The following is a 24,560-nucleotide window of genomic DNA, read 5'->3' as shown; positions in this document are numbered from 1 at the left end:
GCGGCGAGCCCAGCGGGACCGGCCGTCAGCGGGCGCCGAGGTTCATCCGGATGTCGTCGGCGGCCCAGAGGACGAAGCGCTCGATCGGGGTGATCGTCTGGCCGGGCGCGAGCTCGAAGCGGAACCGCTTGAGCAGGATCGCCAGGACGAGCTCGGCCTCGACCATGGCCAGGGCGGCGCCCTCGCAGCTCCGCGGGCCGAGCCCGAACGGGATGTAGGCGAGGCGGTGGCGTCCCGCGGACGCCTCCGGGGTGAACCGGCCGGGGTCGAACCTCTCCGGGTCGGGCCAGTACTCGGGGTTCATGTGCACGGCCCAGAACGGATAGAAGATCGTCGTGCCGGCCGGGACGGTGTACTCGCCGAGCCGGACGTCCTCGGTGGCCTCCCGCGCGCCGTAGGGGCCGGGCGGGTAGAGCCGCATGGCCTCCTTGACGACCGCGTCCAGGTGGGTCAGTTTGCGGAGGTCACTGTAGTCAGGGGCGGGACGGTCGCCGAGGATCTCGTCCACTTCGGCTGTGGCGCGCTCCGCCGCGTCCGGGTGCCGGGCCAGGAGATACAGGGTCCAGGAGATGGCGACGCCGGTGGTGTGGTGGGCGGCCAGCATGGTCATCAGGACGGTGTCGCGGATCCGCGCCGGGGACTCGCCGGCGGCGGCCAGGGCGGCGATCAGGTCGCTGCGGCCCGCGTCGCCCCGCTCGCGGTGCGCGGCGAGCACCTCGTCGGTGGTCGCGCGCAGGTAGGCCAGGGCCTCCTCGGCCCGGCGCGCCTCCTCGCCGCCGGACGCGTCCGCCTGGCCCATGTAGTGGGTGAGGACGGTCTCGAACGCGGACACGACCCGTCCGGCGGACTCCTCGGACCCGAGGCCGCTGCCGAGCGCGTACTGGCAGATCATGCTCAGCGACAGTTCGCTGAGGTCCTTCTGGAGGGCGATCGGGCCGTCGGTCGCCCGCGCCGCCCACCGGTCGGCCATGCCGGTGGCCAATGCGGTGAACTGCGCGAAGTGGGCCTCGTGCGAGGGGCGCCCGGCCAGCACCGACAGCATCGCCCGCCGCCACGGGCCGTGCTCGGCGGCCGGGATGGTCTGCAGGTTGCCCGACTCCTGGAGGGGAGCCAGGAACTCGAAGAGCTTCTCCGGACGCTTGTCGATCTTCGCGGTCGCCTCCAGCAGGACGGGGTCGGCGACCGACACCGCGAGGCCCGCGCCGGGCAGCGGGAAGCGCACCACCGGCCCGTACTCGGCGTGCAGGTCGAGCTGGTAGTTGTGCAGCCCGCCGGCCGCCGCGATGGCCGCGCCGCCGTCCGACTCGGTGGGCGGTCCAGGGATTTGCGATGCTGTGCTGGCGTCGCCTGGCATTTGCGCTCCCGCGTACAGATCTCGGCTTCGGTTGTCCCCGAGTTGATCACAATGCTTACATGTTCGGGGACGAATCGCGATAAGTCCGAAGCCGGACACGATCCGCCCTCGAGAGGCCGGGAGGAGATGATGGACGGCATCGATGTGAATACGCCGAACGTCCCGCGAATGTACGACTACCTCCTCGGCGGCAAGGACAACTATGCCGCCGACCGGGAGGCCGTGGAAGAGGTGGTCCGGCATGCTCCGGACACGCCGTTCATGGCGCGCGAGAACCGCGCCTTCCTGCGGCGCGCGGTGCGTTTCCTGGCCGAGTCCGGCATCCGCCAGTTCATCGACATCGGCTCGGGGCTGCCCACCCAGGGCAACGTGCACGAGATCGCCCACCAGGTCGCGCCCGACGCCCGCGTCGTGTACGTCGACCGGGAGCCGGTCGTGCTCGCCCACGGGAGGGCGCTGCTGGCCGCCACGCCCGAGGTCACCGTCATCCAGGGCGACGCCCGGCGCCCCGGTGAGATCCTGGAGGATCCGGAGCTGAACGCGCTCATCGACTTCGACCGGCCGGTCGCGGTGCTGATGCTGGCGGTGCTCCACTTCATCGGCGACCACGACGACCCGCCCGGGATCGTGGCGCGCCTCCGCGACGCCGTCGTCCCCGGGAGCTACCTGGCCGTGTCGCACGTGACCGGCGACTTCGACACCGACAGCCGGGTCCGGGACGCGGGCGCGGTATACGAAAAGGCCACGTATCAGATCACCCTGCGTGCCCGCGCGGACATCGCGCGCCTGTTCGACGGCTTCGAACTCGTCGATCCGGGACTCACCACTTTGTCGATGTGGCGTCCGGACCCTCGTTCTACCGTTCCACTCCGGGCCGACCGCCAATGGTGCTACGCCGGCGTCGGACGCAAGGTGGGCCCGGGCGAGGGCGGACCGGCCCGCACCTGAGCCATTTTGGTTGAAATTTGTAATTCCAGCGTCCACCGGGTTTGACCAGTTCCCGCAGGGGTGAGTAAGCGCTCCTTTCCCCCGGGCTCCGGAAACGCCGGCGGTCAGAGGCCGAGGCGCCGGGCGTGCCGGTCGAGGAAGGCGACGACCTCGTCGGCGGGCTTGTCCGGCAGGCCCCACATGATCTCGGTGACGCCGGCCTCCTCCCAGGCGGCGATGTCCTCGGGCGAGGGGCGCATCGCGGCCAGGACGGAGATCTCCGGCCGGCCGCTCCGCCCCGCGTCGCTCCAGGCGGCCTGGAGCGCGGCGGCCTTGGGCAGGATGTCGCGCTCGATCGGGGTGGTGATCCAGCCGTCGGCGTGGGCGGCGATCCACGCGAACGTCTTCGGCCCGCCGCCCGCGCCGATCAGCAGCGGGATGTGCGGCTGGACGGGCTTGGGCCAGGCCCAGGACGGGCCGAACGAGACGAACTCCCCGGCGTAGGACGCCTGCTCCTCGGTCCACAGCGCGCGCATCGCCTCGACGTACTCGCGCAGCACCGTCCGGCGCCTGCCCGCCGGGACGTGGTGGTCGGCGAGCTCGTCGGTGTTCCATCCGAACCCGGCGCCGACCGTGACCCGCCCGCCGGACAGGTGGTCGAGCGTGGCGACGGCCTTGGCGAGCGTGATCGGGTCCGACTCCACCGGCAGCGCCACCGCGGTCGCGAGCCGGATCGTGGACGTGACGGTCACCGCGGACGCCAGCGAGACCCACGGGTCGAGCGTGCGCGTGTAGCGGTCGTCGGGCAGCGTCTCGTCACCCGTGCCCGGATGCGCCGCGTCGCGCTTGACCGGGATGTGCGTGTGCTCGGGCACGTAGAACGTGTGGAACCCGTTCTCCTCTGCGGCCTTCGCGGCGGCGGCGGGCGTGATGCCCCTGTCACTGGTGAAGAGCACGATGCCGTGTCGCATGCGTCCGATACTAGAACGCGTTCTATCGACGCGGGGGCGGGATCCCGGCCTACGGTTCGCGGCCGCCGCGCACGGCCCGCGGCAGCGCGGTCAGCTTCCGGCCGACCTTGAAGCTGACCGAGCCGCGGACGGATTCCAGCTCCTGCCTGGCGCGGGCCAGCTTCTCCTCCGTGCGGGCCAGCCGCTGCTCCGCCTGGGCGAGCCGCTCCTTCACCTTGGCGGAGTCGTTCTTCTTCTTCGCCGCCTTGGCCTTGACGCGGACGAGCGGCCGGCCGGCGACCTCCTGGACCTCGTGCCAGACGTCCTCCCGGCCGCGCAGCCACTCCAGGAGCTCGTCCTGGACGGCGGCCGGGTCGCCCCAGGTGCCGTAGAGCTTCTGGGTGGTGACGCAGATCGGGTGCAGCCCGTCGACGGCCACCGCCTCCCAGACCGCGGCGGAGACGCCGGGGGTGTGCTCGGACCGGTAGTCGTCGCACACGACGAGACCCTCGGCGGGCAGCATGATGTGCGCGGCCCGGATGTCGCCGTGCACGTGCTCGTACAGGTGAGACGCGTCCACGTGCACGAACCGGCAGGTCTCGGGCTGGACCTGGTCGAGGATGAGCGACGTGGGCCCCTGGACGATCACCGGGAGCTCATCGTGGAACGCGCGGTAGTTGGACTCGAACGCCCGGCGGGTCAGGGTGGAGTACGAGCCCTCCATCTCCGCCTGGTTGGAGTCGTCCGGTGCGTCGGAGTCGAACAGGTCGCACACGGTGAAGGTCTCGCCCTCGCGCCGGTGCCGCCCCATGAGGATGGCGCTCTTGCCGAGGTAGGAGCCGAGCTCCACGAGGTCGCCGCGCTGCCCCAGGCGTTCCTGGCGTTCCAGAAACCAGGTGAAGAGCAGCTGGTCGACCTTGGGGAACCACCCCTTGACATCGTCGAGCGAGGCGGGACGCCCGGTGTCTTGGCTGATCATGAACGACTCCATCGTCATCGTGGTGCGGGAGCGAGGGACACGAAGCACCGAATTCGTCATGGTAGGTGAACAGAGCGTCATGACCGCAACCGCCGTTTCGGCCAGAGTGGACGACATTGACAGCGGTGTCCACGGCGCCGTACCGTTCGGCTGATTTCACGGTCGCCCGAGGGAAATCCGGTGAGAGGCCGGTGCGGACGCGCCACTGTATCCGGGACGCAGATCCCGGGAGCCAGGTCGCTCGGGTGATCGCGACCTCATTGTCCGGGACGCGCTAGATCCCCTACGGAGGCACCGTGAGCACTGCGTCTGCACGCAGCATGCCCGCTCGCACCATCCCCCTTCACCGAATCGTTCCGTGGCTGCTCGCGGTCCCCGTGCTGCTGCTGCTCGGCTACCTCGTCCTGATGGACAACGGCGCCGTGTCGCAGACCGGCGGCTACCTCCACGAGCTGATGCACGACGGGCGGCACCTGCTCGGCGTGCCCTGCCACTGACATGGTGCGCACCCTGCTGGTCAGGGGCCTGCTTCTGGGCCTGCTGGCCGGTCTCGTCGCGGGCGCCTTCGCCTTCGCGGCCGGTGAACCCCGGATCGACGAGGCGATCGCACTGGAGAACGCCGCCGCAGCGCACGAGCACGCCGCCGGAGCGGCCCACGAGCACGGCGAAGAGGTGAGCCGGGGCACGCAGAAGGCCGGGCTGTTCCTCGCCACCGGGCTCTACGGGCTCGCCGCCGGCGGCGTGTTCGCGCTCGTGTTCGCGGCCCTGCGGGGGCGTGTCGGCCCGCGGTCGGACGGCGGGCTCGCGCTCGCCGCCGCGGGGACCGCCTTCGCCGCCGTGATCCTCGTCCCGTTCGTCAAGTACCCGGCGAACCCGCCGGCGGTGGGCGACCCGGAGACGATCAACAGCCGGACCGTGCTGTACCTGGCGATGATCGGTGTCGGACTGCTCTCGGCCGCCATCGCGGTGACCACGGCGCGGAGCGTGCCGGGCGGGCCGTGGGCGCGCTGGCCCGCGGCCGTACTCGCCTTCCTTATCCCCGTGGTCGTGGCGTCGCTGCTGCTGCCCGGGGTCGACGAGGTGCCGGACGGTTTCCCGGCCACGCTGCTGTGGCGGTTCCGCATCACCTCGCTCGGGACGCAGATGGTGTTCTGGGCGTCGTTCGGCACGCTCTTCGGGTGGCTCTGCGACCGGGCGGCGCGTCCCGCGCCGGCCCCGGCGCCGGCATGAGCGGGCCCGCCTGAACGGGGTGCTGTTCGTCCGCCACGCGACGTCGGCGGGGATGCGGGAGGCCCGCTTCCCCGCCGGCGAGGCCGCCGACCCGTCCGCGCTGGCGCGGGCGCGGGCGCTCGCCGGGCGGCTGCCGGACGGCGCGTGCTGGACCTCCCCCGCGCCGGCCGCCCGGCAGACCTGCGCCGCGCTCGGGCTCGACGCCCGCCCCGAGGCGGCCCTCGCCGAGGCCGACCACGGCCGGTGGGCCGGGACCGCGTACGCGCGGGTGGCCGCCCGCGAGCCGGACGCGCTCGCGTCCTGGCTGGCGGACCCGCACGCCGCCCCGCACGGCGGCGAGAGCCGGGCGGACCTCGCGGCGCGGGTCGGGGCGTGGCTCGGCACCGGGCCGTCCGGCGTCGCCGTCTGCGACGCGGGCGCCATCCGGGCCGCGCTCGCCCACGCACTCGGCGTCGGCGTCCTCGCGGCCGACCGGATCGATCTCGCGCCGCTGTCCACGACAAGGCTGACCGCCGCCAGGGGCGGCTGGCGCGTCGCACACGTCAACCGGAAGGTCTCGGAGTGAACGCCACCTATCCGTTCAGCGCCGTCGTCGGGCTGGACGACCTGAAGCTGGCGCTGCTGCTGAACGCCGTCTCACCACGGGTGGGCGGCGTCCTGGTGCGGGGCGAGAAGGGCACCGCCAAGTCGACGATCGTGCGCGCGCTGGCCGCGCAGCTGCCCGCCGTGGACACCGTGGCGGGCTGCCGGTTCGCGTGCGACCCGGCGGCGCCGGACCCGGACTGCCCGGACGGGCCGCACGAGGCGGGCGGGCCCGCCGAGCGGCGGCCGTCCGCGCTGGTGGAGCTGCCGGTCGGCGCGTCCGAGGACCGGCTCGCCGGGTCGCTGGACGTCGAGCGGGCGCTGACGGAGGGCGTGAAGGCGTTCGAGCCGGGGCTGCTCGCGGCGGCGCACCGGGGCGTCCTGTACGTGGACGAGGTGAACCTGCTCCACGACCACCTGGTGGACCTGCTGCTGGACGCCGCCGCCCTCGGCACCTGCTACGTCGAGCGCGAGTCGGTGTCGGTCCGGCACGCCGCCCGGTTCCTGCTGGTCGGCACGATGAACCCGGAGGAGGGCGAGCTGCGTCCCCAGCTCCTCGACCGCTTCGGGCTGACCGTCGAGGTGAGGGCGTCCCGGGACCCGAAAGAACGCGCCGAGGTCGTCCGGCGCCGGCTGGCGTTCGAGGCGGACCCCGCCGCGTTCGCCGCGCGGTGGGCGGACGCGGAGGCCACCCTCGCCGGGCGTATCGGCGCCGCGCGGGAGCGGCTGGACGGCGTCCGGCTGCCGGACCGGCGCCTCGAACAGATCGCGGCGGTGTGCGCCGGGTTCGAGGTGGACGGGCTGCGCGCCGACCTGGTCACGGCGAACGCGGCGCTCGCGCACGCCGCCTGGCTCGGGCGGGACGTGGTGACGGCCGAGGACGTGCGCGCGGCGGCCCGGCTGTCGCTGCCGCACCGGCGCCGGCGCGACCCGTTCGACGCCCCCGGCCTGGACGAGTCACTGCTCGACGAGCTCCTGAGCAGCACATCACCCGACGATGACGACCCGCCGCCCGGCGGCGGCACCACGCAGGAGACCGGCGGCGCGCAGGAGGGCGGCGGCGCGCAGGAGGGCGGCACCCCACCGGAAGAGGACCCCGCGCGGGGGGAAGATTCCGCAGGGCGGGAAAGCGGCGCAGTGAGGGACCGCCCTCCGCGGGGCGACGACCCCGCGTGGGGCGACAACGCCCCGCGGCAGAACGACCCGCCTGGGGGTGGCGACGGCGTGGGGAGCGGTGGTGATCACGCGGCGGGCGGCGTGCCGGGTGAGCGGGTCGCGGTGGCTCTGGCGCCGTATGCGGTGCCGATGCTGGAGGTGCCCGGGGTCGGTGACGGTGTCGCGGGGCGGCGGTCGCGGGCGCGGACGCCGCGGGGGCGGGTCACCGGGGCGCGGCGCCCGGACGCGAGGGTCCGGGACCCGCACGTGGTCGCGACCCTGCTGGCCGCCGCGCCGCACCAGCGGGCGCGCGGCCGGGACGGCGCGGGACTCGTGCTACGGCCGGACGACCTGCGGGAGGCGGTCCGCGAAGGCCGCGAGGGCAACCTCGTGCTGTTCGTCGTGGACGCCAGCGGCTCGATGGCGGCCCGCCGCCGGATGACGACGGTGAAGACGGCCGTCCTCAGCCTCCTGCTGGACGCCTACCAGCGCCGCGACAAGGTCGGCCTCGTCACGTTCCGGGGCCGGGCGGCCGAGCTGGTCCTGCCCCCGACGTCGTCCGTCGAGGCGGGGGCGGCGCGGCTGCGGGCGCTGCCGACCGGCGGCCGCACGCCGCTCGCCGCCGGGCTCGTCCGGGCGGCCGAGGTCCTGCGCGCCGAGCGGCTGCGGGACCCGGCGCGGCGCCCCCTGCTGGTGGTCGTCACGGACGGCCGGGCCACCGCGGGCGGCGACGTGGAACGTGCCGCGGGGCTGCTGGCGGGCACGGCGGCGATCGTCGTGGACTGCGAGTCCGGCCCGGTGCGGCTCGGCCTCGCGGGGCGGCTGGCGGTCCGGCTCGGGGCGCGGCTCGTCCCGCTGGACGACCTCGGCGGGGCCGTCCGCGATCACAGGAAGGCGGCCTGAGATGCCCCAGGGAAAGCCCGTGTCCGTCCCCGACGACGGCCTGACCACCCGGCAGCGCCGGAACCGGCCGCTGCTGATCGTCCACACCGGCCCAGGGAAGGGCAAGTCGACGGCCGCGTTCGGGATGGCGCTGCGGGCGTGGAACCAGGGGTGGCCGGTCGGGGTGTTCCAGTTCGTGAAGTCGGCGAAGTGGCGCATCGGCGAGGAGCGGGCGCTGCGGGTGCTGGGCGAGAGCGGCGAGGGCGGTCCGGTCGCCTGGCACAAGATGGGTGAGGGCTGGTCGTGGATCCGGCGGCCCGGCACCGAGGCGGACCACGCGGCGGACGCGCGGGAGGGCTGGGAGCAGATCAAGCGGGACCTGGCCGCCGAGACGTACCGTTTCTATGTGCTGGACGAGTTCACCTACCCGCTCAAGTGGGGCTGGATCGACCTGGACGACGTGGTCGGCGCGCTGACCGGGCGTCCCGGGAACCAGCACGTCGTCGTCACCGGCCGGGACGCCCCGGACCGGCTCGTCGAGGCCGCCGACCTGGTGACGGAGATGGGCAAGGTCCGGCATCCGATGGACGCCGGGCAGAAGGGCCAGCGGGGCATCGAGTGGTGATCCCCCGGCTGGTCGTCGCCGCGCCGTCGTCCGGGAGCGGGAAGACGACGGTCGCGACCGGGCTGATGGCGGCGCTGCGGGCGCGCGGGCTGAAGGTGTCGCCGCACAAGGTCGGCCCCGACTACATCGACCCCGGCTACCACACGCTCGCGGCGGGACGGCCGGGCCGCAACCTCGATCCCTGGCTGACCGGCGAGGAGCGGGTGGGGCCGCTGTTCCGGCACGGTGCGGCCGGGTGCGACGTGGCGGTCGTCGAGGGCGTGATGGGCCTGTTCGACGGGCGCGGCGACACCGGGTTCGCGTCCACGGCGCACGTCGCGGAGCTGCTCGCCGCGCCCGTGGTGCTGGTGGTCGACGCGGCGCGGCAGAGCCGGTCGGTGGCGGCGGCCGTGCACGGGTTCGCGACATTCGAGCCGGGCGTGCGGATCGGCGGCGTGATCCTCAACCGGGTCGGCTCCAACCGGCACGAGGAGCTGTGCAGCAGCGCGCTGGAGGCGACGGGCGTGCCGGTGCTCGGCGCGATCCGGCGGGACGACGCGGTCGTCACGCCGTCCCGGCACCTGGGGCTGATCCCGGCGGCGGAGCGGGGGCCTGAGGCCGTGCGGGCGGTGGAGCGGCTCGGTGAGCTGGTCGGCCGCTCCTGCGATCTGGACGCGCTGCTGCGGCTGGCGGGCACCGCTCCCCCGCTCGCGGGGGCGGCGTGGGACCCGGCCGGGGAGGTAGTCCCGGTGGAGGGCGGCCCGGTCGTCGCGGTGGCGGGCGGTCCGGCGTTCACCTTCTCTTATGCGGAGCACGTGGAGTTGCTGCGCGCGGCGGGCGCCGAGGTCGCCGTCTTCGATCCGCTGCGCGACGAGCGCCTCCCGGACGGGACGGGCGCGCTCGTCATCGGCGGCGGCTTCCCCGAGGTGCACGCCGCCGACCTCGCCGCGAACGCGCCGATGCTCGCGCAGGTCGCCGCGTTCGCCGGGCCGGTCGCCGCCGAGTGCGCCGGGCTGCTGTACCTGTGCGAGGGGCTCGACGGGCTGGCGATGTGCGGGCGGGTGCCGGGGCGGGCGGCGATGACGCCCCGGCTGACGCTCGGGTACCGGGAGGCGGTCGCCGTGGCGGAGTCGCCACTGACCCGGCCGGGCGAGCGGTTCCGGGGGCACGAGTTCCACCGGACGGCCCTGTCCACCGGCGCGGCACCGCTGTTCCGGTGGCGGGACGGCTCCGACGGGTTCGGGGACGACCGCGTCACCGCGTCCTACCTGCACCTGCACTGGGCCGGATACCCGGAGGCGGCTCAGCGGCTGGTGTCGTCCTCCAGGTCGCCCTCGGTCTTGAGGTAGACCTCCTGGAGGCCCTGGAGGATCTCCGGGTCGGGGTGCTCCCACATGCCGCGCTCGGCCGCCTCCAGGAGCCGCTCGGCGATGCCGTGCAGCGCCCACGGGTTCGACTCCTCCATGAACGCGCGGTTCTCCTCGTCCAGGACGTAGGCGGCCGCGAGCCGGTCGTACATCCAGTCCGCCATCACGCCGGTGGTCGCGTCGTAGCCGAACAGGTAGTCGACGGTCGCGGCCAGCTCGAACGCGCCCTTGTAGCCGTGCCGCCGCATCGCGGCGAGCCATCGCGGGTTGACGACGCGGGCCCGGAAGATCCGCGCGGTCTCCTGCGACAGGGTCCGGGTGCGGACGGCGTCCGGGCGGGTGCTGTCCCCGACGTAGGCCTCCGGGGCGCTGCCGGTCAGCGCGCGGACGGTCGCGATCATGCCGCCGTGGTACTGGAAGTAGTCGTCGGAGTCGGCGATGTCGTGCTCGCGGGTGTCGATGTTCTTGGCGGCGACGGCGATCCGCCGGTAGGCGTTCTCCATGTCGGCGCGGGCCGGGACGCCGTCGAGGCCGCGCCCGTAGGCGTGGCCGCCCCACACCGCGTACACCTCGGCGAGGTCGGCGTCGTCCCGCCAGTTGCGGCTGTCGATGAGCGGGAGCAGCCCGGCCCCGTAGGCGCCGGGCGCGGACCCGAAGACGCGCAGCGTGGCCCGCCGCTCGTCCCCGTGCCGGGCGAGGTCGGCCTGGGCGTGGGCCCGGACGTGGTTGTCGGTCTCGGGCTCGTCGAGCCCGGCGACGAGGCGGACGGCGTCGTCCAGCATCGCGACGACGTGCGGGAACGCGTCCCGGAAGAAGCCGCTGATGCGGACGGTCACGTCGATGCGCGGCCGGCCCAGTTCCGCGATGGGGATCGGCTCCAGCGCGGTGACGCGGCGGGACGCCTCGTCCCATTCCGGGCGGACGCCGAGCAGGGCGAGTACCTCGGCGACGTCGTCGCCCGCCGTGCGCATCGCGCTCGTCCCCCACACCGACAGGCCGACCGAGCGCGGCCACTCGCCGTGGTCGGCGCGGTAGCGGTCCAGCAGGGAGGCGGCCATCGCCTGCCCGGTCTCCCAGGCGAGCCGGCTCGGGACGGCGCGCGGGTCCACCGAGTAGAAGTTCCGCCCGGTCGGCAGGACGTTGACGAGCCCGCGCAGCGGCGAACCGCTCGGACCGGCCGGGACGTACCCGCCGTCCAGCGCGTGCAGGACGTGGTCGAGCTCGTCGGGCGTCCGGGCCAGGCGCGGGACGACCTCGGACGCGGCGAACTCCAGCACGCGTGTCACTGCTTCGCGGCGGCCCTCCGGGAGTGCTTCGGCGGCACGGGCGGCGGCGTCCACGGCCCAGCCGGCGTCCTCCATGGCCTGGACGAGCTCGCGGGCTGTGGCCTCGGCCGCGTCGACGTCGCCGAGCGCCTCGCCGCCGTCCTCGCTGAGGCCGAGCGCCTCGCGCAGGCCGGGGAGCGTCTCGCGTCCTGACCACATCTGGCGGGCGCGGAGCATGGCCAGGACCAGGTCGACGCGGGCCGCGCCCTCCGGCGCCTCGCCGAGGACGTGCAGGCCGTCGCGGATCTGCGCGTCCTTCACCTCGCACAGCCACCCGTCCACGTGCAGGAGGAAGTCGTCGAACTCGGTGTCGTGCGGGCGGTCGTCCAGGCCGAGGTCGTGGTCGAGCCTCGCGGCCTGGATGAGCGTCCAGATCTGCGCGCGGATCGCGGGCAGCTTCGCCGGGTCCATCGCGGCGATCGTCGCGTGCTCGTCGAGGAGCTGTTCGAGGCGGGCGATGTCGCCGTAGGTCTCGGCGCGGGCCATCGGCGGGACCATGTGGTCGACGAGGACGGCGTGCGCGCGGCGCTTGGCCTGCGTCCCCTCCCCCGGGTCGTTGACGAGGAACGGGTAGACCAGCGGGACGTCGCCGAGCGCGGCGTCGGTGCCGCAGGACGCGGACATGCCCGCCGCCTTGCCGGGCAGCCACTCCAGGTTGCCGTGCTTGCCGACGTGGACGATCGCGTGCGCGCCGAACTCGTCCGCCAGCCACCGGTACGCGGCCAGGTAGTGGTGGCTCGGCGGCAGGTCGGGGTCGTGGTAGATCGCGATGGGGTTCTGCCCGAAGCCGCGCGGCGGCTGCACCATGACGACGACGTTCCCGGCGCGGAGGGCGGCGAGCACGATGTCGCCGTCCTGGACGAACAGCTGCCCGGGAGGCGCGCCCCAGTGCAGCTCCGTCTCGCCCCGGAACACCTCCGGGAGGGTGCGGTACCAGCGTTCGTAGGACGCCGCCGAGATGCGGACCGGATTGCCCGCGAGCTGCTCCTCGGTGAGCCAGTCCTCGTCCTGCCCGCCGGCCGTGATGAGCGCGTGGACGAGCGCGTCGCCGTCCTGCTCCCGGACGCCGGGGAAGCCCTCGCCGAGGTCGTACCCGGCCGCGTCGAGCCGCGCCAGCAGCCGCACGGTGCTCGCCGGGGTGTCGAGACCGACGGCGTTGCCCACGCGGGAGTGCTTCGTCGGGTACGCCGACAGCATCACCACGATGCGCCGCTCGGCGGGCGGGGTGTGCCGCAGCCGCCCGTGCCGGACCGCGATCCCGGCGACCCGCGCCGCCCGCTCCGGATCGGCCCGGTAGACGGTGAGGCCGTCCTCGCCGGTCTCCTTGAACGAGAACGGGACGGTGATGATCCGCCCGTCGAACTCGGGGATCGCGACCTGCGACGCGGCGTCCAGCGGGGACAGGCCGTCGTCGCTCGCCTCCCACTCGGCGCGGCTCGTCGTGAGGCAGAGGCCCTGGAGGATCGGCACGTCCAGCGCGGCCAGCGCGCCGACGTCCCACGCCTCGTCGTCGCCCCCGGCCCCGGCCGTGGCGGGCCTGGTCCCGCCCGCCGCGAGGACGGTCACGACCAGCGCGTCCGCCTCCCGGAGCGTGTCGAGCAGTGCGGGCTCCGCGGTGCGGAGCGACGAGCAGAACACGGGGAGCGGCCGCCCGCCGGCGTCCTCGACGGCCTCGCACAGGGCCTCGACGAAGTCGGTGTTCCCGGCCATGTGGTGGGCGCGGTAGTAGAGCACGCCGATCACGGGGCCGTCGCCGCCGCGGGTCTCGCGCTCGAGCCGTCCCCAGGCGGGCGCCGGCCGCGGCGGCCCGAACCCGCGTCCGGTCAGCAGCACCGTGTCCGACAGGAACGCGTGCAGTTCGGCGAGGTTGGCGGGACCGCCGTGGGCGAGGTAGGAGTGCGCCTCGGCGCAGACGCCGCCGGACACCGTCGACAGCTCCATCAGCTCCGCGTCGGGGGCCTGCTCGCCGCCGAGGACGACGACCGGCCGGGGCCCCGCGAGCAGGGCGTCGAGCCCGTCCTCCCACGCGCGCCGCCCGCCGAGCAGCCGCACCACGACGAGATCGGTTCCCTCGACCAGCCCGGGCAGGTCGTCCACGGAGAGCCGCGCGGGGTTGCCGAGCCGGTAGCCGGCTCCGGACGCGCGGGCGCTCAGCAGATCGGTGTCGGACGTCGACAGCAGCAGGACGGTGCCAGCGGACACGGCCGTTCCTCCCCCTGGGGTCCTCGCCCCGGTCGCGGGTGTCGCGACGGCAGGAGTCTCCTGGCTCCCGGATCGACGCTCGCCCCGGCCTTCCCGTCCGTGCGGACAGTGGCCTTCGGCGGGGTTCGCTCCCCGGTCACAGTGGCGGGACCGCGCCGGATTCGCACCGGCTTCCTCCCATTGCCATCGCCTGCCCAGAACCCTACGGCAGCGCGGCCCGCCCGCAAAGTGTGGTTAACATCCTCCCCGTGCCGAATGTCAGAGCCCGTGCCGACGCGTGTCCTGGGGCGCTGCAGACACACGACGCCGCCGACGGGGCGCTGGCGCGCGTCCGGGTGCCGGGGGGCGCGGTGTCGTCCGCGCAGCTCAGGGTGCTCGGAGGCGCCGCCCGCGACCTGGGCTCGGACGTCATCGAGCTGACGTCCCGGGGCAACCTCCAGGTGCGCGGCGTCCGGGACCCGGCGGCGCTCGCGGAGCGGCTGGCGGCCGCCGGGCTGCTTCCCTCTCCGTCACATGAGCGTGTGCGCAACATCGTCGCCTCGCCGCTCGGCGGGCGCGGCGAGCACGGCGCCCTGGAGACGGACCCGCTGGTCACGGACCTCGATCGGGCGCTGTGCGGACGGCCGCCGCTGGCAGGGCTGCCGGGACGGTTCCTGTTCGCCTTCGATGACGGCAGCGGCGACGTGGCCTCGCTGCAAGCGGACCTCACGCACACTCCCGGCGGCTTCCTGCTGGCCGGGCTTCCGAGCGTCCTGCCGCCCGGCGACCCGGTCCGGACGATGGTCGCGGCGGCCGAGATCTTCCTCTCGATCCGAGGCGACGCCTGGCGCCTGGCGGAGGTGCCCGACGGCCCGCGGCGTGTGGCGTCCGAGCTCGGCGGAGAGCTGGTGCGGACCGCGGCGGCCCTGGAGCCGCCGCGTCCGCACGCCGGGGTCGTCCCGCAGCGGAACGGGCTGGTCGCGCTGGAGGCCGTTCCGCCGCTCGGCCGGTTGTCCGGCGCGCAGGCCGAGGCGCTCGCCGGCGTCGCGGACGAGGTCAGGGTGACGCCCTGGCGCAGCGCCGTCGTCCGGGACCTGGGCCCGGCGGACGCGTACCGCATCGCGGGACGGCTCGGCTCCGCGGGGTTCGCGACCGACCCCGATTCACCCTGGATCGGCGTCACCGCGTGCACGGGCAGTCCCGGTTGCGCGAGATCGCAGGGCGACGTGCAGGGAGAGGCCCGGCGCTTCGTCGCGGGCCTGAGCCGTGCCCCCGACACCCCCGTCCACTGGGCGGGATGCGAGCGGCGCTGCGGGATGCCCCGCGGCCCGGTCGTGCTGAAGACGGCGAAGGGACAGCAGTGATCGACTACGTCCGGGACGGCGCCGAGATCTACCGGCGGTCGTTCGCGACCATCCGCGCGGAGGCCGATCTGTCGGGGCTGCCGGACGGCGTGGCCCGGGTCGCCGTGCGGATGATCCACGCGTGCGGGATGACCGACCTCGTCGAGGACCTGGTGTGGTCGCCGGGCGTGGTGGAGCGGGCGCGGTCGGCGCTGCTGGACGGCGCGCCGGTCCTCTGCGACGCGCGCATGGTCGCGGCCGGTGTCACGCGGCCCCGGCTGCCCGCGGGCAACGAGGTCGTGTGCACGCTCGGCGAGCCGGGCGTGCCCGAGCTGGCAGCGCGGCTCGGCACCACGCGCAGCGCGGCGGCCCTGGAGCTGTGGCGCGACCGGTTGGACGGGGCGGTCGTGGCCATCGGCAACGCGCCGACCGCGCTGTTCCGGCTGCTGGAGATGGTCGAGGAAGGCGCGGGACGCCCGGCGGCGGTCATCGGCGTGCCGGTCGGGTTCATCGGCGCCGCCGAGTCGAAGGAGGCGCTCGCCGCGAGCGGCCTCGACCATCTGGCGGTGCGCGGGCGGCGCGGCGGCAGCGCGATGACGGCGGCGGCGGTCAACGCCATCGCCGGTGAGGCGGAGTGATGGCGGGACGGCTGTTCGGCGTGGGCGTCGGACCCGGCGACCCGGAGCTGGTCACGGTGAAGGCCGCGCGGCTCATCGGCGACGCCGATGTCGTCGCCTACCACTGCGCGCGGCACGGCCGCAGCATCGCCCGGTCGGTCGCCGAACCGTACCTGCGCGACGGGCAGGTCGAGGAGCAGTTCGTCTATCCGGTGACGACCGAGACGACCGGCCATCCGGGCGGCTACCAGGGGGCGCTGGACGAGTTCTACGCCGATTGCGCCGCCCGTCTCGCGACCCACCTGGACGCGGGACGGACGGTGGTGGTCCTGAGCGAGGGCGACCCGCTGTTCTACGGGTCCTACATGCATCTGCACAAGAGGCTCGCCCCGCACTACCCGACCGAGGTGGTGCCCGGTGTGACGTCGCTGAGCGCGGCGTCGGCCGCGGCGGGACGTCCGCTGGCGGAGCGGGAGGAGACGCTGACCGTCCTGCCCGGCACGCTGCCCGGCGGCGAGCTGGCCGAGCGGCTGCGGGACACCGACGCCGCGGCCGTCCTCAAGCTGGGCCGGACGTTCCCGAAGGTCAGGCAGGCGTTCGAGGACGCCGGCAGGCTCGGCGACGCCTGGTACGTCGAGCGGGCCTCGTCCGAGCGGCAGCGGGTCGTCCCGCTCGCCGACGTCGATCCGGCGGACGTCCCGTACATGTCGCTCGCCCTGCTGACGAGCCCGGCGGAGAGGTCGTTCACCGCGCCGCCCCCCGAACCGGCCCGCGGCGCCGGCGCGGTGGCGGTCGTCGGGCTCGGGCCGGCGGGACGGCCGTGGCTCACCCCGGAGGCGCAGGACGTCCTCGCGTCCGCGACCGACCTCGTCGGCTACGCCCCCTACCTGGACCGGGTCCCCGCGAACCCGCGCCAGCGGCGGCACTCGTCCGGGAACCGGGTGGAGGCCGACCGGGCGCGGCACGCGCTGGCCCTCGCGCGGGACGGGGCACGGGTGGCCGTCGTCTCGTCCGGCGATCCGGGCGTGTTCGCGATGGCGGCGGCCGTGCTGGAGGCCGCGGCGGAGGACGCGTTCGCGGACGTGCCGGTGCGGGTCGTGCCCGGGCTGACGGCCGCGCAGGCCGTCGCGGCGAGGGCGGGCGCACCGCTCGGACACGACTTCTGCGTCCTGTCGCTCTCGGACATCCTCAAGCCGTGGGACGTCATCGCGCGGCGGCTGCGGGCCGCCGCGCAGGCCGATCTGGTGATGGCCCTCTACAACCCGGCGTCCAGCCGCCGCAGGCACCAGCTCCCGGCGGCGCGCGACCTGCTGCTGGAGCACCGCTCCCCCGAGACGCCGGTCGTGGTCGGACGCGACGTCGGCGGCCCGGAGGAGAGCGTCACCGTGACGACGCTCGGGAAGCTGGACCCCGAGGACGTCGACATGCGCTGCCTGCTCATCATCGGCTCGTCCACCACCAAGGTCACCGATCAGGGCGTTGTGTACACTCCCCGCCGCTATCCCTGAACCCGCTCTACCCCTGAATCCACACGGCGGCGGTGGCCACGTCGTCCGCCGCCCGCACGCCCTCGGGGAGCGGCGGGCGGTCGACCATGACGACCGGCATGCCCGCCTCGCGGGCGGCGGTGAGCTTCGCACGCGTCATGGCGCCGCCGCTGTCCTTGGTGACCAGCACGTCCAGGCGGTGCTCGCGGATCAGGGCGTGCTCGCCGTCCACCGTGTACGGGCCGCGCGCGAGCAGAACGTGCACGTTGGACGGGACGGGCGGCTCCGGCGGGTCGACCGACCGGGCGAGGAACCAGGCGTCCGCCCGCGCGGCGAACACCGGGATGCTGCGGCGGCCCGTGGTGAGGAAGACACGGGCACCGTCCGGAAGCGTACGCGCGGCATCGGCCAGGGACGGGACGCGCCGCCAGTCGTCGCCGTCCTCCTCGTGCCACCCCGGCCGGCGCAGCGCGAGCAGCGGCACGCCCGTCATCTCCGAAGCGCGGGCGGCCGAGGCGCTCATCCGCTCCGCGAACGGATGCGTCGCGTCCACCAGGCGGTCGATCCGGTGCTCGCGGAGCCAGGCGGCCAGACCCTCCGCGCCGCCGAACCCGCCGATGTGCACCTCCCCCACCGGCAGGCGCGGGTCGGACACGCGCCCGGCCAGCGACGACACGACGTGCACGCCGGGCAGGCGGGCCGCGAGGGCGCGGGCCTCGGCCGTCCCGCCGAGGATCAGGACGCGCCGCACGAGCGGTCCCGGGCGGCGCTGGAGCGGTCCCGGGCGGCGCTGGAGCGGTCCCGGGCGGCACTGTAGAGGTGGCTGTCGGGGAAGGCCGACGCCGTGAGGACGCGGCCGACGACGATCACCGCCGTGCGCGTCACGCCCGCCGCACGCACGCGGTCCGCGATGTCGCCGAGGGTGCCGCGCAGGACGACCTCGTCCGGCCGGCTGGCGCTTGCGACGACCGCGACCGGGCAGCCGGCGCCGTAGTGCGGCAGCAGCTCGGCCGCCACCGCGTCGATGCGCTGCACGGCCAGGTGCAGCACCATCGTGGCCCTGCTCGCGCCGAGGGTCGCCAGGTCCTCGCCCTCCGGCATCGGGGTCGCGCGGACCGCGGTGCGGGTGAGGATCACGGTCTGGCCGACGCCCGGCACGGTCAGCTCCCGCCCGAGCGAGGCCGCCGCAGCGGCGAACGCGGGGACGCCCGGCACGACCTCGTACGGCACGCCCGCCGCGTCCAGGCGCCGCATCTGCTCGGCGACGGCGCTGAACACCGACGGATCGCCGGAGTGCAGCCGCGCGACGTCCAGGCCGTCGCGGTGCGCGGCGGTCATCTCGGCGACGATCTCGTCGAGGGTCAGGCTCGCGGTGTCGACGAGGCGGGCGCCGGGCGGGCAGGCGTCCAGCAGCTCGCGCGGCACGAGCGACCCCGCGTACAGGCACACCGGCGCCGACTCCAGCACGCGCAGGCCGCGCACGGTGATGAGATCGGCGGCCCCGGGGCCGGCACCGACGAAGCGGACGGTCACGCCGGATCCTTGCGGACCGTCCAGAGCGTGACGGGCAGCGCGGGACGCCAGGCCGTGAAGCCGCCGAGCCGCCCCGCCCGCTCGACGGCGACGCGGACGAGCTCGCCTCCGCGCTCCGCGCGCGCCGCGACGAGCCTGGCCTCGGATTCGAGGGTGACGGCGTTGGCGACCAGGCGCCCGCCCGGCTTCAGCGCGTCCCAGCAGCGCTCCAGCAGGCCGGCGCGGGTGAGCCCGCCGCCGATGAACACCGCGTCGGGCGCGGGGAGGCCGTCCAGCGCGTCCGGGGCCTCGCCCTCGACGACCCGCACGCCGGGCACGCCGAGCGCGGCCGCGTTGCGGCCGATCCGCTCCGCCCGGCCCGCGCTGCTCTCGATCGCGACGGCCGCGCAGGACGGGTGCGCCCGCGCCCACTCGATCGCGACGCTGCCCGTGCCGGCGCCCACGTCCCACAGCAGCTCGCCGGGCAGCGGAGCCAGCCGGGACAGCGTCACCGCGCGGACCTCGCTCTTGGTGATCTGCCCGTCGTGCTCGTACGCGTCGTCCGGAAGCCCCGCCGTGCGGGGCAGCGGCGCGGCGTCCGGCCCGGGCACGCACTCGACGGCGGTGAGGGTGAGCGCGGACGCGGCGGGCTCCGTCCAGTCCTCCGCGACTCCCCGCTGGACCGTCTCCTCCGCGGCCCCGAGATCGCACAGGACGGTCATCCGGCTCGGCCCGAAGCCGCGTCCGGACAGCAGCGCGCCGACGATGATCGGGGCCTCCCGCCCGGCGCCGAGCACGAGGAGGCGGCGGCCCGGGGCGACGGCCGCGTTCAGGACCGCGGCGGGACGGCCGACGATGCTGAGGACGTCCACCCGGTCCAGCGGCCAGCCGAGCCGGGCGCAGGCCAGCGACGCCGAGGACGGGCGCGGCAGCACGCGGAGCCGGTCGGGGCCGAGCATCTCCGCGAGGGTGGAGCCGATGCCGTGGAACATGGGGTCGCCGCTCGCCAGCACCGCGACCTCGCGGTCCGCGTACTTCTCCAGCAGCCCCGGCAGGGCGGGCAGCAGCGGGGACGGCCAGGAGACCCGCTCTGGCTCCTCGACGGGGACCAGGCCGAGCTGCCGGTCGTTGCCGAAGAGCACCTCCGCCCTGCGGACCGCCTCGCGCGATTCCTCGGCGAGCCCCTCCCACCCGTCGGCGCCGATTCCGACGACGGTGATGACGCGCGTGTCCACTGTCCTCCTCGGGGGGAAACGGGCGACAAGCCTATCTGAGGCGCTCTGGCACACTGGCGGCGTGAAGCGGCTCTCGATCATCGGCATCGGCGCGGGCGACCCGGATCAACTGACCTTCCAGGCGGCCAGGGCCATCGCCGCGGCCGACGCGTTCCTCCTCGTCGACAAGGGCGAGGCGAAGCACGACCTGGCCGGCCTGCGGCGCGCCCTCATCGCCGAGCACGGCCGGGCCCCGTACCGGATCGTCGAGGCCCGCGACCCCGAACGCGACCGGACGGCCGCCGCCTACACCGCGGCCGTCGAGGACTGGCGCTCCCGCCGCGCGCGGATCTACGAGTCGTTCGTCGACGGCGAGCTGGCCGACGGTGAGACCGGCGCGCTCCTGGTCTGGGGCGACCCGGGCGTCTACGACAGCACCCTCGCCGCGCTGGAGGAGGTCGGCGCCGAATTCGAGTACGAGGTGGTCCCGGGCATCAGCAGCGTGTCGGCGCTCACCGCCCGGCACCGCGTCGGCCTGACGCGGGTGGGGCGCCCCGTCCACATCACCACGGGCCGCCGCCTCGCCGCCGAGGGCGCCACCGCCGACGACGTCGTCGTCATGCTCGACGCGCACTGCTCGTTCGCCGAGGCGGCGCCCGGTTTCCACATCTACTGGGGCGCCTACCTCGGCACCCCCGACGAGATCCTCATCGAGGGGCCGGTCGCGGAGGTCGCGGACGAGATCCGCGCCGTCCGGGCGGAGGCCCGCGCCCGGAAGGGCTGGATCATGGACACCTACCTGCTGCGCCGCGTCGGCGACGACGCCGGCTGACGCGGCGCGGCTCAGGCCTTGGTGGGGCGAGGTCACCGCCTTCGCCGGGTACCTCCAGCGCTTCAACACCGACATCGAGCGCCTGGCCGGCCATCCGTGGCCGCGCCCCTGGGGGCGGCTAGCCTCGGATGATGCGCTTCGGAGTCAACGTCCCCAACTTCGGTCCCGGCACCGACCCCGGCGTCCTGCGGCAGTGGGCGCGGACGGTCGAGGGCCTCGGGTTCGACCTGCTGATGGTCTCCGACCACGTCGCCATCACGCCCGACGTCGCCGAGCAGTACCCGGCGCCCTTCTACGAGCCGTTCACCACGCTCTCCTGGCTGGCGGGCGTGACCGACCGGGTGCGGCTGGGCACCACCGTGCTCATCGTCCCCTACCGGCACCCGCTGCTCGTCGCCCGCATGGCCGCCAACCTCGACGACCTCAGCGGCGGGCGGCTGGTCCTCGGCACCGGCGTCGGATGGGCGCGCGAGGAGTTCGCGGCGCTCGGCGTCCCGTTCGGCCGCCGGGGCGCCCTGACGGACGAGTACCTGCAGACGATCCGCACCGCGTGGGAGCACACCGCCGACTACCGCGCCGGCCGGATCCCCCTCTGGATCGGCGGGCACAGCGACGCCGCGCTCCGCCGGGCCGTCCGGCTGGGCGACGCGTGGCACCCGCTGCGCTTCACCCTCCCGTGGCTCCAGGACGCGCTGGAGCGCCTGAAGGCCATCGCGGACGACCACGGCCGCCCGGTTCCCGCGCTCCAGCCCCGCATCATCCTCCGGTTGACGCCGTCCCCCGTCACCCGTCCGGACCGCCTCGCCGGCGAGGGCACGATCGAGCAGGTGGCGGACGACCTCGACCGGCTGCGGGCCCTCGGTGCCGACATGGTCGTCCTGGACCCCTTCAACGGCGATCCCGACGAGACCCTGCGCCCCACGACCGCGTGGCGCGACCTCGCCGCGGTCGCCGCCCTCGACATCGCCGCCCCATATTCGGCAGACCATTGATCGTCGTCGCGAGAGTGCCTAGATTGGCAGGGCCACAGACCCCGCCTCGCGGAAGGAGCGAGCCGTGACCGAAGGTGCGACCGGTTCCGTGCGGACGGCCCCGCCGTTCCGCGCCGACCATGTCGGCAGCCTGCTGCGTCCGCCCGAGCTGCTCGCGGCCCGGGACGACCACGCCCAGGGCCGCATCGACGCGGCCGCGCTCGCCGCCGCGGAGGACGCCGCCATCCGCGACGTGATCCGGATGCAGCGCGAGGCCGGGCTCCGGTCGGCCACCGACGGGGAGTTCCGCCGCACGTCCTGGCACATGGACTTCATCTACCGGCTCGGGGGGATCAGCCCGGCGGACGAGAAGATCAAGGTCCAGTTCCACAACGCGGAGGGGGACATCGAGTTCACCACCGCGGCCCTGCGCGTGCACGACAAGGTCCGGCTGGACGACACGATCTTCGCCGACCACTTCGCCTTCCTGAAGGGCACGGTCGAGGAGGGCGTGACCCCGAAGCTGACGATCCCGTCGCCGAACATGGTGCACTACCGGGGCGGGCCGGCGGCGATCGATCCGCAGGTGTACCCCGACATCGAGGAGTTCTGGCACGATCTCGCCGCCGCCTACGCCGAGCAGGTGCGCCGGCTGGGCGATCTGGGCTGCCGGTACCTCCAGCTGGACGACACCAGCCTCGCCTACCTCAACGACCCCGCGCAGCGGGCCATGATCAAGGAGCGCGGCGACGACGCCGAGCACCTGCACCTGCGCTACATCAAGCAGATCAACGCCGCGATCGGCGGGCGGCCCGAGGGCATGAACGTCACCACCCACATGTGCCGGGGCAACTTCCGCTCGTCCTGGACGGCGGAGGGCGGCTACGACTTCGTCGCCGAGGCGCTGTTCGGCGAGCTGGCCGTGGACGGCTTCTTCCTGGAGTTCGACGACGAGCGCTCCGGCGGCTTCGAGCCGCTCCGGTTCGTCCCGCCGGGCAAGATGGTCGTGCTCGGCCTGGTCACCACCAAGCGCGGCGAGCTGGAGTCCAAGGACGACCTCAAGCGCCGCATCGAGGAGGCGTCGCGGTTCGTCCCGCTGGAGCAGATCTGCCTGTCGCCGCAGTGCGGGTTCTCCTCCACCGTCGAGGGCAACGTCCTGACCGCCGAGCAGCAGGCCGCGAAGCTCCGCCTCATCGCCGAGACCGCCGAGGAGGTCTGGGGCTGACCCGCCCCCGCCCGCCCGTTCCCTCGCCTGTCCGTTCGGTCAATGATGGGTGAACACCTCCTCCACATCGCCCGGTGAGATCGCCGGCCGGGAGTAGGCTCGCCGCGGACAGCCGCAGGTCAGGAGAGGAACCGGGCCCTTGAGCGTGATCAGTGTCGGGCAGGCGATCGTCCTCGGGATCGTGGAGGGCCTGACCGAGTTCCTCCCGGTCTCCTCGACCGGCCATCTGAAGATCACCGAAGGCCTGATGGACATCCCGGTGGACGACCCGACCGTCGTCGGGTTCACCGCCGTCATCCAGGTCGGCGCGATCGCGGCCGTGCTGGTGTACTTCTTCTCCGACATCGTCCGGATCGTCCGCGCCTGGGGCCGCGGGATCGCCATTCCGGCGGAGCGCTACCACCACGACTACAAGTTCGGCTGGTGGGTCATCTTCGCCACCGTCCCGGTCGTGCTCGTCGGCGTGGCCGCCAAGGACCTCATCGAGGGGCCGCTCGCCTCGCTGTGGGTCGTCGCCGGGTCCCTGCTCGGCGGCAGCGTCGTGATGTGGCTCGCCGACCGGTACGGCAGGCACAAGCGCGGCGAGGACGACACGTCCCTCACCGACGCGATGCTGATCGGCTCGTCCCAGATCCTGGCGATGCTGTTCCCCGGCTTCTCCCGGTCGGGCGCGACGATGTCCACCGGCCTGCTGCTCGGTCTCGACCGGGTCGCCGCGACCCGGCTGTCGTTCTTCCTGGGCCTGCCCGCCCTGACCGGCGCCGGCGTCTACGAGCTGCCGAGCGCGCTCGGATCGGGCGCCGACCCGCTGCCGCTGGCGGTCGGCACCGTCGTCTCGTTCGTCGTCGCCTACGCGTCCATCGCCTGGCTGCTCAGGTTCGTGGCCCGGCACACCTTCACGTCCTTCGTGATCTACCGGGTCGCCGTCGGTCTGCTCCTGTTCGCCCTGCTGGGCACCGGGACCCTGAACGCCTGAGCGCCGCCCGGCGTGCGAGAGACTGGCAAGATCCGCACGCCCGTGCCGGGCACGGCGCGCGCCCACCCGCCGAGGAACGGAGCGCTGATGGTCACGAACGATGCGATGTGGGCCGGGACGGTCGCCATCACCGGCCACGGGAACGCCGAGCTGGAGGCGTACCTGGCGAGGCCGCTGAGCGACGCGCCGCGCGGCGGCGTGGTGCTGATCCACCACCTGCCCGGGTACGACTCCGGCACCAAGGAGTTCGCCCGGACGTTCGCCGCCCACGGGTACGCGGCGATCGTCCCGAACCTGTACTCGCGCGAGGGCGCCGGCGTCGGCCCGGACGACCAGGCCGCCGCCGCCCGCGCCAAGGGCGGCGTCCCCGACGACCAGCTCGTCGGCGACGTCGCGGGGGCCGCCGCGTACCTGAACTCCCTCGACCACGCCAACGGCAAGGTCGGCGTGATCGGGCACTGCTCGGGCGGCAGGCACGCGTTCCTCGCCGCCTGCGAGCTCGACATCGACGCCGCTGTCGACTGCTACGGCGCGTTCGTGGTGAACGACCCGCCGCCTGACGCCCCGACCACCGCCGGGTCGATCCTCTCCAAGGCGCCGAACCTGTCGTGCCCGCTGCTCGGCCTGTTCGGCGAGGAGGACCGGTTCCCGGCGCCGGACGAGGTCGCCGCGCTCGACGCGGAGCTGACCAAGCTCGGCAAGGAGCACGAGTTCCACACCTATCCGGGCGCCGGGCACGCGTTCTTCGCCGTCGAGCGGCCGGCGTTCCGGCCTGCCGCCGCCAAGGACGGATGGCAGAAGATCTTCACCTTCTTCGGCCGCCACCTGAGCGCCTGAAAGGACCCGG

Annotated in this window: 23 protein-coding genes and 2 riboswitches; of the genes, 16 read left to right on the top strand and 7 right to left on the bottom strand. The window is 74.5% G+C overall.

The features are described from left to right. Window positions 1-25: 25 nt before the first annotated feature. Window positions 26-1,354, bottom strand: a complete 1,329-nt coding sequence (locus ABGB11_RS17170; RefSeq protein WP_347633805.1) for a cytochrome P450 — start codon at window positions 1,352-1,354, stop codon at window positions 26-28. A 126-nt stretch (window positions 1,355-1,480) separates the two neighbouring features. Here ABGB11_RS17170 and ABGB11_RS17165 point away from each other — a divergent pair, with 126 nt between their 5' ends. Further along, window positions 1,481-2,302, top strand: a complete 822-nt coding sequence (locus tag ABGB11_RS17165; protein WP_347633803.1) for an SAM-dependent methyltransferase — start codon at window positions 1,481-1,483, stop codon at window positions 2,300-2,302. 104 nt (window positions 2,303-2,406) lie between these two features. Here ABGB11_RS17165 and ABGB11_RS17160 read toward each other — a convergent pair whose 3' ends face one another. Together ABGB11_RS17160 and ABGB11_RS17155 are read right to left on the bottom strand one after the other, a co-directional pair. Continuing rightward, window positions 2,407-3,252, bottom strand: coding sequence for an LLM class F420-dependent oxidoreductase (locus ABGB11_RS17160; RefSeq protein ID WP_347633801.1), 846 nt, complete (start codon window positions 3,250-3,252; stop codon window positions 2,407-2,409). A gap of 49 nt (window positions 3,253-3,301) precedes the next feature. After that, the gene (locus ABGB11_RS17155) at window positions 3,302-4,210 is read right to left on the bottom strand and encodes a class I SAM-dependent methyltransferase (RefSeq protein ID WP_347633799.1); all 909 of its coding nucleotides are present in this window, start codon (window positions 4,208-4,210) and stop codon (window positions 3,302-3,304) included. On the opposite strand from ABGB11_RS17155, the gene ABGB11_RS17150 reads away from it, so the two are divergent. The 7 genes from ABGB11_RS17150 to ABGB11_RS17120 all read left to right on the top strand — a co-directional run bounded on the left by ABGB11_RS17150 (window position 4,209) and on the right by ABGB11_RS17120 (window position 10,012). Next, the gene (locus tag ABGB11_RS17150) at window positions 4,209-4,364 is read left to right on the top strand and encodes a hypothetical protein (RefSeq protein WP_347633797.1); all 156 of its coding nucleotides are present in this window, start codon (window positions 4,209-4,211) and stop codon (window positions 4,362-4,364) included. The two genes, ABGB11_RS17155 and ABGB11_RS17150, sit on opposite strands and share 2 nt — an antisense overlap. Before the next feature lie 22 nt (window positions 4,365-4,386). Further along, window positions 4,387-4,447: riboswitch (cobalamin riboswitch) on the top strand. A gap of 83 nt (window positions 4,448-4,530) precedes the next feature. Beyond that, window positions 4,531-4,707, top strand: a complete 177-nt coding sequence (locus ABGB11_RS17145) for a CbtB-domain containing protein (RefSeq protein ID WP_021595803.1) — start codon at window positions 4,531-4,533, stop codon at window positions 4,705-4,707. A gap of 1 nt (window position 4,708) precedes the next feature. Further along, window positions 4,709-5,440 (top strand): CbtA family protein, encoded by a 732-nt coding sequence (locus tag ABGB11_RS17140; RefSeq protein ID WP_347633795.1) that lies wholly within the window; start codon window positions 4,709-4,711, stop codon window positions 5,438-5,440. 19 nt (window positions 5,441-5,459) lie between these two features. Next, complete coding sequence (locus ABGB11_RS17135) at window positions 5,460-6,005, top strand: histidine phosphatase family protein (RefSeq protein WP_347633793.1); 546 nt, start codon at window positions 5,460-5,462, stop codon at window positions 6,003-6,005. After that, window positions 6,002-8,080 (top strand): VWA domain-containing protein, encoded by a 2,079-nt coding sequence (locus ABGB11_RS17130; protein ID WP_347633791.1) that lies wholly within the window; start codon window positions 6,002-6,004, stop codon window positions 8,078-8,080. Before ABGB11_RS17135 ends, ABGB11_RS17130 begins: the two co-directional genes overlap by 4 nt. A 1-nt stretch (window position 8,081) precedes the next feature. Beyond that, entirely contained in the window at window positions 8,082-8,684 is a 603-nt protein-coding gene (gene cobO / locus ABGB11_RS17125; RefSeq protein ID WP_347633789.1) for a cob(I)yrinic acid a,c-diamide adenosyltransferase, read from the top strand. Beyond that, the gene (locus tag ABGB11_RS17120) at window positions 8,681-10,012 is read left to right on the top strand and encodes a cobyrinate a,c-diamide synthase (protein WP_347633787.1); all 1,332 of its coding nucleotides are present in this window, start codon (window positions 8,681-8,683) and stop codon (window positions 10,010-10,012) included. Before cobO ends, ABGB11_RS17120 begins: the two co-directional genes overlap by 4 nt. On the opposite strand, the gene cobN is transcribed toward ABGB11_RS17120, so the two are convergent. Beyond that, window positions 9,967-13,557 carry a cobaltochelatase subunit CobN gene (gene cobN, locus ABGB11_RS17115; RefSeq protein ID WP_347633785.1) on the bottom strand — a complete coding sequence of 1,197 codons (3,591 nt, stop codon included), beginning with the start codon at window positions 13,555-13,557 and terminating at the stop codon, window positions 9,967-9,969. The two genes, ABGB11_RS17120 and cobN, sit on opposite strands and share 46 nt — an antisense overlap. Window positions 13,558-13,610: 53 nt before the next feature. Further along, window positions 13,611-13,734, bottom strand: a riboswitch (cobalamin riboswitch). A gap of 71 nt (window positions 13,735-13,805) precedes the next feature. On the opposite strand from cobN, the gene ABGB11_RS17110 reads away from it, so the two are divergent. The 3 genes from ABGB11_RS17110 to ABGB11_RS17100 are packed head-to-tail and all read left to right on the top strand — an operon-like array spanning window position 13,806 to window position 17,004. After that, a complete protein-coding gene (locus tag ABGB11_RS17110; RefSeq protein ID WP_347633783.1) occupies window positions 13,806-14,900 on the top strand; it encodes a precorrin-3B synthase in 1,095 nt (364 codons plus the stop codon). After that, window positions 14,897-15,517 carry a precorrin-8X methylmutase gene (locus ABGB11_RS17105; RefSeq protein WP_347633781.1) on the top strand — a complete coding sequence of 207 codons (621 nt, stop codon included), beginning with the start codon at window positions 14,897-14,899 and terminating at the stop codon, window positions 15,515-15,517. Before ABGB11_RS17110 ends, ABGB11_RS17105 begins: the two co-directional genes overlap by 4 nt. Continuing rightward, complete coding sequence (locus tag ABGB11_RS17100) at window positions 15,517-17,004, top strand: precorrin-2 C(20)-methyltransferase (protein WP_347633779.1); 1,488 nt, start codon at window positions 15,517-15,519, stop codon at window positions 17,002-17,004. Before ABGB11_RS17105 ends, ABGB11_RS17100 begins: the two co-directional genes overlap by 1 nt. A 7-nt stretch (window positions 17,005-17,011) precedes the next feature. On the opposite strand, the gene ABGB11_RS17095 is transcribed toward ABGB11_RS17100, so the two are convergent. Genes ABGB11_RS17095 through cbiE form a run of 3 tightly spaced genes read right to left on the bottom strand, consistent with a single transcriptional unit; the run spans window position 17,012 to window position 19,730 of the window. After that, window positions 17,012-17,734: a cobalt-precorrin-6A reductase gene (locus tag ABGB11_RS17095; RefSeq protein WP_347633777.1), complete on the bottom strand. Its 723-nt coding sequence runs from the start codon at window positions 17,732-17,734 to the stop codon at window positions 17,012-17,014. Beyond that, window positions 17,719-18,516, bottom strand: a complete 798-nt coding sequence (gene cobM, locus ABGB11_RS17090) for a precorrin-4 C(11)-methyltransferase (protein ID WP_347633776.1) — start codon at window positions 18,514-18,516, stop codon at window positions 17,719-17,721. Before cobM ends, ABGB11_RS17095 begins: the two co-directional genes overlap by 16 nt. Further along, window positions 18,513-19,730 (bottom strand): precorrin-6y C5,15-methyltransferase (decarboxylating) subunit CbiE, encoded by a 1,218-nt coding sequence (cbiE, locus tag ABGB11_RS17085; RefSeq protein ID WP_347633774.1) that lies wholly within the window; start codon window positions 19,728-19,730, stop codon window positions 18,513-18,515. The genes cobM and cbiE overlap by 4 nt, the downstream gene beginning before the upstream one ends. A 61-nt stretch (window positions 19,731-19,791) precedes the next feature. Here cbiE and cobF point away from each other — a divergent pair, with 61 nt between their 5' ends. The 5 genes from cobF (at window position 19,792) to ABGB11_RS17060 (ending at window position 24,550) form a co-directional block, all read left to right on the top strand. Then, window positions 19,792-20,541: a precorrin-6A synthase (deacetylating) gene (cobF, locus tag ABGB11_RS17080; protein ID WP_347633772.1), complete on the top strand. Its 750-nt coding sequence runs from the start codon at window positions 19,792-19,794 to the stop codon at window positions 20,539-20,541. Window positions 20,542-20,672: 131 nt separating this feature from the next. Beyond that, on the top strand, window positions 20,673-21,533 hold the full coding sequence (locus tag ABGB11_RS17075) for an LLM class flavin-dependent oxidoreductase (RefSeq protein ID WP_347633770.1): 861 nt from the start codon (window positions 20,673-20,675) through the stop codon (window positions 21,531-21,533). 64 nt (window positions 21,534-21,597) lie between these two features. Next, window positions 21,598-22,737: a 5-methyltetrahydropteroyltriglutamate--homocysteine S-methyltransferase gene (locus ABGB11_RS17070; protein ID WP_347633768.1), complete on the top strand. Its 1,140-nt coding sequence runs from the start codon at window positions 21,598-21,600 to the stop codon at window positions 22,735-22,737. 145 nt (window positions 22,738-22,882) lie between these two features. Next, the gene (locus tag ABGB11_RS17065) at window positions 22,883-23,713 is read left to right on the top strand and encodes an undecaprenyl-diphosphate phosphatase (RefSeq protein ID WP_347634110.1); all 831 of its coding nucleotides are present in this window, start codon (window positions 22,883-22,885) and stop codon (window positions 23,711-23,713) included. A gap of 87 nt (window positions 23,714-23,800) precedes the next feature. Next, on the top strand, window positions 23,801-24,550 hold the full coding sequence (locus ABGB11_RS17060) for a dienelactone hydrolase family protein (RefSeq protein ID WP_347633766.1): 750 nt from the start codon (window positions 23,801-23,803) through the stop codon (window positions 24,548-24,550). Window positions 24,551-24,560: the final 10 nt, after the last annotated feature.

The organism is Actinomadura sp. B10D3, from assembly GCF_039871695.1.
Lineage (GTDB): Bacteria > Actinomycetota > Actinomycetes > Streptosporangiales > Streptosporangiaceae > Spirillospora > Spirillospora madurae.
The sequence above is the reverse complement of the archived record's forward strand: the minus strand, read 5'-3'. Positions and strand labels throughout refer to the sequence as shown.